This window comes from Micromonospora alfalfae (assembly GCF_022230925.1).
In the GTDB taxonomy this organism is placed as follows: domain Bacteria; phylum Actinomycetota; class Actinomycetes; order Mycobacteriales; family Micromonosporaceae; genus Micromonospora; species Micromonospora alfalfae.
This window is the reverse complement of record NZ_JAKKFH010000024.1, coordinates 110365-117703: the sequence shown is the minus strand read 5'-3', so window position 1 is coordinate 117703 and position 7339 is coordinate 110365. Positions and strand designations below refer to the sequence as shown.

The 7339-nt window shown below is 69.0% G+C and carries 8 protein-coding genes; 5 read left to right on the top strand and 3 right to left on the bottom strand.

Annotated features, from left to right (window positions below; translation table 11 throughout):
* Window positions 1-375: hypothetical protein (locus tag MED01_RS19870; protein WP_274525980.1), on the bottom strand; the 375-nt coding region annotated here is incomplete at its 3' end.
* A gap of 272 nt (window positions 376-647) precedes the next feature.
* Entirely contained in the window at window positions 648-1439 is a 792-nt protein-coding gene (locus MED01_RS19865) for a deoxyribonuclease IV (protein ID WP_238670053.1), read from the bottom strand.
* A gap of 628 nt (window positions 1440-2067) precedes the next feature.
* Between MED01_RS19865 and rpsF the strand changes: the two genes are divergently transcribed.
* From rpsF to rplI, 4 genes are all read left to right on the top strand, one after another.
* Window positions 2068-2358 (top strand): 30S ribosomal protein S6, encoded by a 291-nt coding sequence (gene rpsF / locus MED01_RS19860; protein ID WP_036391391.1) that lies wholly within the window; start codon window positions 2068-2070, stop codon window positions 2356-2358.
* Window positions 2359-2438: 80 nt separating this feature from the next.
* Window positions 2439-2975 (top strand): single-stranded DNA-binding protein, encoded by a 537-nt coding sequence (locus tag MED01_RS19855; RefSeq protein WP_181518404.1) that lies wholly within the window; start codon window positions 2439-2441, stop codon window positions 2973-2975.
* Window positions 2975-3256 carry a 30S ribosomal protein S18 gene (gene rpsR / locus MED01_RS19850; RefSeq protein WP_051723758.1) on the top strand — a complete coding sequence of 94 codons (282 nt, stop codon included), beginning with the start codon at window positions 2975-2977 and terminating at the stop codon, window positions 3254-3256. Before MED01_RS19855 ends, rpsR begins: the two co-directional genes overlap by 1 nt.
* 14 nt (window positions 3257-3270) lie before the next feature.
* A complete protein-coding gene (gene rplI / locus MED01_RS19845; protein WP_030487689.1) occupies window positions 3271-3717 on the top strand; it encodes a 50S ribosomal protein L9 in 447 nt (148 codons plus the stop codon).
* Between the two features lie 152 nt (window positions 3718-3869).
* On the opposite strand, the gene MED01_RS19840 is transcribed toward rplI, so the two are convergent.
* Window positions 3870-5423, bottom strand: a complete 1554-nt coding sequence (locus MED01_RS19840) for a hypothetical protein (protein WP_238670052.1) — start codon at window positions 5421-5423, stop codon at window positions 3870-3872.
* A gap of 395 nt (window positions 5424-5818) precedes the next feature.
* On the opposite strand from MED01_RS19840, the gene dnaB reads away from it, so the two are divergent.
* Window positions 5819-7222 (top strand): replicative DNA helicase, encoded by a 1404-nt coding sequence (gene dnaB, locus MED01_RS19835; RefSeq protein ID WP_124853587.1) that lies wholly within the window; start codon window positions 5819-5821, stop codon window positions 7220-7222.
* The last annotated feature ends 117 nt before the right edge of the window (window positions 7223-7339 follow it).

Here is a 7339-nt window from a genome sequence, read left to right as displayed (position 1 = left end):
GCCCTTGGCCGGTTCGCTGTCGTCGGCCGTTTTGCTGTCCTTGGCCGTTTTGCTGTCCTTGGCCGTTTTGCTGTCCTTGGTCGCGCCGCTGTCCTTGGTCGCGCCGCTGTCCTTGGTCGCGCCGCTGTCCTTGGTCGCGCCGCTGTCCTTGGTCGCGCCGCTGTCCTTGGTCGCGCCGCTGTCCTTGGTCGCGCCGCTGTCCTTGGTCGCGCCATCCACAGTGCCGCTGTCCTTGGCCAGGTCGCTGTCCTTGGATGCGCCGGTGCCCTCGGCAGTGCTGGCGCTGACCGCGGTGCCGCCCTCGGCGGCAACCTGCTCGGCCGTGGCGTTCCGCTTGGTCGTGGTGCTCTGCGTGTTGGTCGTAGTGCTCTGCATGGCCGCGGCGTCCTGCCTGTCGCCGGGGCGCGTCGCGTCCCTGGCGGGACCGCTCGTCGTGGGGTCGGCCTCGGGATCGCCGTCCGGGGTGGTTCCGGTCGCTGCGCCGTCGCCAGTTGGCGGCTGGGTAGCCGTGGTCCCGGCGGGGGCCTTGTCGGAGGTCCGAGCCGGTTGGGTGGGGGTGCCGGCTGCGGCCGTGGTGGCGGGTTGACTCTCGGCGGCCGCGCCGGTGGAGGTGGGCCGGGCGTTGCCGGTCCCGGGCTGTCCGCTCGTCATGCCGCCGAGCTCTCCGCTCCGAGCTGTTCACGCAGAAAGTCGATGTCGGCGGCCTGGCCGGTCACACCGCCCGGTGTCTCGACGACCACCGGCGCGCCGGCCGCCCGGATCACCGCCACCACCAGTTCCGGGTCGATCGTCCCGCCGCCCAGATTGTCGTGACGGTCCTGGCCGGAGTTGAAGGCGCCCTTGGAGTTGTTGGCGTGCACCAGGTCGATCCGCCCGGTGATCGCCTTGACCCGGTCGACCACGCCGAGCAGTTCCTCGCCGCCCGCGTGTGCGTGGCAGGTGTCCAGGCAGAAGCCGACCTCGTAGTCACCGATGGCGTCCCAGAGTCGGGCGAGCGCGTCCAGCCGTCGGGCACAGGCGTTGTCGCCGCCAGCGGTGTTCTCGATCAGGACCGGTACGCCGAAGCCGCCGGAGTCCGCCGCGTACGCGAAGGTCTTGCGCCAGTTGTCGAAGCCGACGGCCAGGTCGTCGCCGGCGTTGACGTGCCCACCGTGGACGATCAGGCCCTTGGCGCCGATGGCGGCGGCGGCGTTGGCGTGCCCGAGCAGGAGCTTGCGGCTCGGGATCCGGATGCGGTTGTTGAGCGTGGCCACGTTGATGACGTAGGGCGCGTGCACGTAGAGGTCGACCTCGGCCTCGCGCAGCCGCTGGGCATCTTCGCGAGGCTTGGGCGCCTTCCAACCCTGTGGGTCGGCGAGGAAGAACTGCACGGTCTCGGCGGACCGGGCGGCCGCCTCCGCCAGCGGGTCGGTCGAGTCGACGTGGGCTCCGATACGCATGCGAGCGAGCCTACGTCGAGCCCCCGACCGGCGGAGCGACGGCCGGGGCGGTGTCGCGTCACCGGAGGGACCGACGGTCGTTGATGGGTGTGAACCGGCGATCAGCATCCCGGTGCCGCCAGCGGCGCGAGCGTCGCACACGGCGACCGGCGGTCGACGGCCGACAGCGAGGTCACCCCCGCGGCGCGGCCCGGCGCAGCGGGGGCGACCCCATCGCACACGGATACCGAGCGACCACGAATCTCGGAAAATTGTGCTTTTCCCCCCGACAAGGTACGAGTGCTGTTGTATCGTCAGATAACAACACGATAAAGCTCCGCGGGGCGTCTTCGGTCCAACCTCATCGGTGTGGTCGTTCCTCCCCAGGTCCCACCCAAGGAATGCGGACCGGACGCCCCGCGGCCTCGTAGACGGGGGCCCACCACCGACCAGTTGACGGTCGGACGGTGGGCCCCCGTCGGCACGTCCGGGCGCGGACCCGACCACCCCGGGCATGATCGTTGGGACCGGGTATCCTGGTCAGGTTGTCCGCGTCCGGCCGGGTTCCCTCGGCGCGTGCGGGCAGCGACACAAGACCTCCTGCCACGGAAGGACCGTGGCCGCTTAGCCCACAGGAGGTGAGCACGTCTTGCGTCACTACGAACTAATGGTCATCCTCGACTCCAGCCTCGAGGAGCGCACCGTCGCACCGTCGCTCGACACGTACCTGAACGTGATTCGGACCGCGGGTGGCTCGGTTGAGAAGACCGACGTGTGGGGCCGCAGGCGCCTCGCGTACGAGATCAACAAAAAGGCCGAAGGCATCTACGCCGTCATCGACCTGCAGGCTACGCCTGCTGCGGTGGCCGAGCTGGACCGTCAGCTCCGGCTCAACGAGTCCGTGCTGCGCACCAAGGTCATCCGACCGGAAATGCGCTAGAGCATCCAACCCCGGTTCGTCCGGATCAGCCTCCGCGACTCTGTCGTACGGCTCTGCGAGCCTGTACGACGAGACGCTGAGTGCGCGAGGAGATGGTCATGGCAGGAGACACCACCATCACGGTCATCGGCAATCTGACCGATGACCCCGAGTTGCGGTTCACCCCCTCCGGGGCTGCGGTCGCCAAGTTCCGAGTCGCTTCGACGCCGCGTTTCATGGACAAGGCGTCGAACGAATGGAAGGACGGCGAGCCGCTGTTCCTCGCATGCACCGTGTGGCGGCAGGCCGCCGAGCACGTCGCCGAGTCGCTGCAGCGTGGCGCCCGGGTGATCGTGTCGGGCCGGCTGCGTCAGCGGTCGTACGAGACCCGCGAGGGTGAGAAGCGCACTGTCATCGAGCTTGAGGTCGACGAGATCGGCCCGTCGCTGCGCTACGCCACGGCGAAGGTGCAGAAGATGTCCCGCTCCGGCGGCGGTGGCGGCGGCTTCGGTGGCGGCGGTGGCGGTGGCAACCAGGGTGGCGGCGGAGGAAACTTCGACGACCCCTGGGCTTCAGCTGCACCCTCTCCCGCGCGTGCCGGTTCGGGCGCCAATTTTGACGAGGAGCCACCGTTCTAATGGCGCCTAGCGCTCGCGATCGCAAACCAGGAGCACGTGCAACGGCCAAGGCTGCGGCACTGCGCAAGCCGAAGAAGAAGGTGAACCCGCTCGACAAGGACGGGATCGCCTACATCGATTACAAGGACACCGCGCTGCTGCGCAAGTTCATCTCCGATCGCGGCAAGATCCGCGCTCGTCGGGTGACCGGCGTGACCTCGCAGCAGCAGCGGCAGATCGCCCGTGCGGTCAAGAACGCCCGTGAGATGGCGCTCCTGCCGTACACGGCCACCACCCGCTGAGAGGAGGCACCGATATGAAGATCATCCTGACTCAGGAAGTGTCCGGCCTCGGTGCCCCGGGCGACATCGTCGAGGTCAAGAACGGCTACGGCCGTAACTACCTGCTGCCGCAGGGCTTCGCGATCGTCTGGACCAAGGGCGCGGAAAAGCAGGTCACGGTCATCAAGCGGGCCCGTGGGGCCCGCGAGATCCGCGACCTCGACCACGCCAACGAGGTCAAGGCTCAGCTCGAGGGTCTCAAGGTCAACCTGAAGGTCCGCGCCGGCGACGGCGGACGGCTCTTCGGCTCGGTCACTCCGGCCGAGATCGTCGACGCCGTCAAGGCCGCCAGCGGCCCGGTCCTCGATCGTCGCCGGCTGGAGGTGCCCGGTCACATCAAGTCGATCGGCGCCTACCCGGTGAAGATCAAGCTGCACCCCGAGGTGACAGCGTCGTTCAACCTGAACGTCGTTCAGGGCTGACGTCCGCAACACCACCACGAGGGCCCGCACCGATCGCTCGGTGCGGGCCCTCGTGCGTACGTGGTCCGACCCGGCACCGCCCGGGCCCGCCGACGGGTACGCGTCGTCCACACCCTCGGTGAAGCTGCCCCCCGACCGCGACAAAACCGCGGTCACCCGATGGGCTGGCCCGTCACCGCGCTGATCAGCACAGTGGAGAGGCCACCGCCCACCACCGCGGCGGCAACAGCGATGGTCGCCGAGCGCCACGTCGTACCCACCCGCCGCAGTAGCGCCGCCACCACCAAACTGCTCACCAGAGCCAAACCGAAGCGCGGCGAACCGGCCACCAGTGACTCCAGCGCGCGCGACCGGGCGGACTCACACCCGCCACCGCTGATGTCGGTCACACAACCAGCCGGCGCCTGGCTGTCCAACGTCAACAGCCAAACGAAGATCAGCATCGCCGGCACCAGGTAACAGGCCGCCGTGTACAGCAGAGGCCGGACGGACCCACCCGGATCCGGATCCAGCAGGTCGTCCTCCAGACGCCTCGCCCAGGCACCCGTGGCCGCCGACTCGACCCGCCGACGTACCGACGCCGTTCCCACCGCCGGCCCCTCCGCCCGACGCCGCGGCGTACCCGCACGCGGCGCGCCAGTACGCGGCGCAGGAGCGCTGCGCGGCCGTGGGGCGGTGTATCCCACCACCGGAGACCGCGGCGCCGACGTCGTCGGATCCATCCAACGCGGGTCGTCATCAGCCAACCGAGTGCCGGACCAGAACCCGTCTTCCCGACTCGGCCACCCCTCGGCCGCCACCGAGCGATCGGAGCGCGGCGCCAGCGTACGGTCCCACTGGTCGTCCTCGATCGCGGACCGCTCCCACTGGCCGGTGCGGTCCGACCGTTCCCAGCCACCGACGCTCTCCACCGCCGACCACTGCCCGCTCAGATCCCCGCCGTCCGCGCCGGCCGTCGGCGGCCACGCGTGCACGCCAGAGGCGTCCCACGGGTCCACAGCAGGCGGGTACGACGGTTCGGGCTCCACCGCCTGGTCCGATCCGCGGGCCCACGGGTCGGCCGCCGGACGGGACCAGGACTCCTCCGCCGCACGGCGGCTACGCCGGCTGGGACGGCTCGGCTCCTGCTCCGGCACCTGCTCGCCAGGAGTTGACTCGGGCTCGCCGCCCGACCAGATCACCTGCGGACGGCCAACGGGCGCGCGGCGGGGCCGCCGGTCCGAAACAGAGCCAGAGACCGGCTCGTCCTCCCCGGCGTCGGCGCGTCGACGGCCGGCGTACCCCTGGTCCTGCGGCCGGTCGAGCGTCCACTCGCGGGTGTGGTCCGAGTCTGGCGCCGGGCCGATCGCTGCCTGCTCCCGTCGGCGCGGCTCGCTGCCGCGCCGCCGACCACTCGACGACTCGGCAGACCGTCGGCCTGCCCCCGAGACCGGCCGCTCGGGCTCGTCCTCGTCGTCGTCCGGTGCCGCGTGCCGGCCACCGCCGTCCGCGTGCCGGACCCCTGACTCCAGCGCCCACCGGGGCAGGTAGGCGTCGACAGGCTCGTCCTGGCCGCGGTCCAGTGCACGCCGCCGGCTCGAGGTGCGGTAGCGCCCGTCCTCGTCGTAGGGATCAACCGGAACAGACGCCGCGCGGTCACCCCACGAGGCGGTTGGCTGGCGCTCGCGCGGGCTGCCATCGCCGCGTCCCCAGTCCCGGTAATTCACGGCCGGAGTGTGACCCTTCTGAACCGAAAGCGGAATCCGCTGTCCAGGTGTAGCCGTTCGCTGGAGATAGTACGGGACGATCGTGTCACAGGCCCGACCGAAATATTCTCCTCCACAGGCTGGGGAGCATGTCTTCGCAGGTCAACGACTTATGGCCGAGAATTCCCCAATGGTTATCCACAGGCTGTGCACACGCTGCGCACATGCTGTCCACCGGGATCCACAGGTTGTCCCGAGGCTCGTCCACCGGCGTTGTTGAGTCTCTGACCTCGGGGTCCGTATGGTTGGCCCTCGACCGCCGGCGATGGCCCCCGATCGACCGGCCCGGTCGGAGGAGAAGTGTCGTACCCCAGCGATAGAGCTGGGGTTGGAACCGGTGCAGTGGAGGGGGACCCGTGTCGGTCACCGACGACATGCGGGCAGAGCCACGCTCCGGCGGAGGCCAGCCACCCGCGCAGCGCGACGGCCAGTTCGACAAGACCCCGCCCCAGGACGTCGCGGCCGAGCAGTGCGTCCTCGGCGGCATGCTGCTCTCCAAGGACGCCATCGCCGACGTCGTCGAGATCCTCAAGACCAACGACTTCTACCGGCCGGTGCACGCCACCATCTTCGACATCATCCTCGACATCTACGGCCGGGGTGAGCCGGCCGACTCGATCACTGTCGCGGCGGCGCTCGCCGACTCCGGGGACCTGGTACGCATCGGTGGCGCGCCGTACCTGCACACGCTCATCGCCAGCGTGCCCACCGCCGCCAACGCGGCGTACTACGCCCGCATCGTCAGCGAGCGGGCCGTGCTGCGCCGACTGGTCGAGGCCGGCACGAAGATCGTGCAGCTGGGCTACGGCACCGCCAGCGGCGGCAGCCGCGACGTGGACGACGTCGTCGACCTCGCCCAGCAGGCCGTGTACGACGTCACCGAGCGGCGGGTCAGCGAGGACTTCGCGATCCTGGCCGACATGTTGCAGCCGACCCTGGACGAGATCGAGGCGGTGGGGGCCACCGGCGGCATGATGACCGGCGTGCCGACCGGCTTCAGCGACCTGGACCGACTGCTCAACGGCCTGCACGCCGGGCAGTTGATCATCGTGGCCGGCAGGCCGGGTTTGGGCAAATCGACCGCTAGTATGGACTTTGCCCGAAATGCCGCTATTCGTGCCAATCAGGCGGCAGCCATCTTCTCGCTGGAAATGAGCAAGGTCGAGATCGTCATGCGGCTGCTCTCCGCCGAGGCGCGGGTGCCACTGCACGTGCTGCGCAGCGGTCAGCTCTCCGACGACGACTGGACCAAGCTGGCCCGGTGCATGGGTGAGATCAGCGAGGCGCCGCTCTTCGTCGACGACACGCCGAGCATGAACCTGATGGAGATCCGGGCCAAGGCTCGGCGGCTCAAGCAGCGGCACGACCTCAAGATGATCGTGGTCGACTATCTCCAGCTGATGACCTCACCGAAGCGCACCGAGAGTCGTCAGCAGGAGGTCGCGGACCTGTCCCGTGGCCTCAAGCTGTTGGCCAAGGAGGTCGAGTGCCCGGTGATCGCGGTCAGCCAGCTGAACCGTGGCCCCGAGCAGCGCACCGACAAGCGACCTCAGCTGTCCGATCTGCGTGAATCAGGATCAATTGAGCAAGATGCCGATGTTGTCATCCTTCTGCATCGCGACGACTACTACGACAAGGAGTCGCCGCGGGCCGGGGAGGCGGATTTTATAATTGCTAAGCATCGAAATGGCCCCACCGATACCGTGACCGTTGCGGCCCAATTGCATCTATCGAGATTCGTGGACATGGCCATCGGATGAGCGATACGGGTTTTCGCCTTTCGGCGGCGCAAATCGAGGCGGCCGTTGAACGTGCGCAGACGGGCGAAAGCCTAACTCGAATTGCAAACTCGTATGGCATCAGCAGGCAGGCTGTCC

Coding starts and splice junctions, on each gene's coding strand:
- MED01_RS19865 (WP_238670053.1), bottom strand. CDS start 1,439: ATGCGTATCGGAGCCCACGTCGACTCGACCGACCCGCTGGCGGAGGCG.
- rpsR (WP_051723758.1), top strand. CDS start 2,975: ATGGCGCCTAGCGCTCGCGATCGCAAACCAGGAGCACGTGCAACGGCC.
- rplI (WP_030487689.1), top strand. CDS start 3,271: ATGAAGATCATCCTGACTCAGGAAGTGTCCGGCCTCGGTGCCCCGGGC.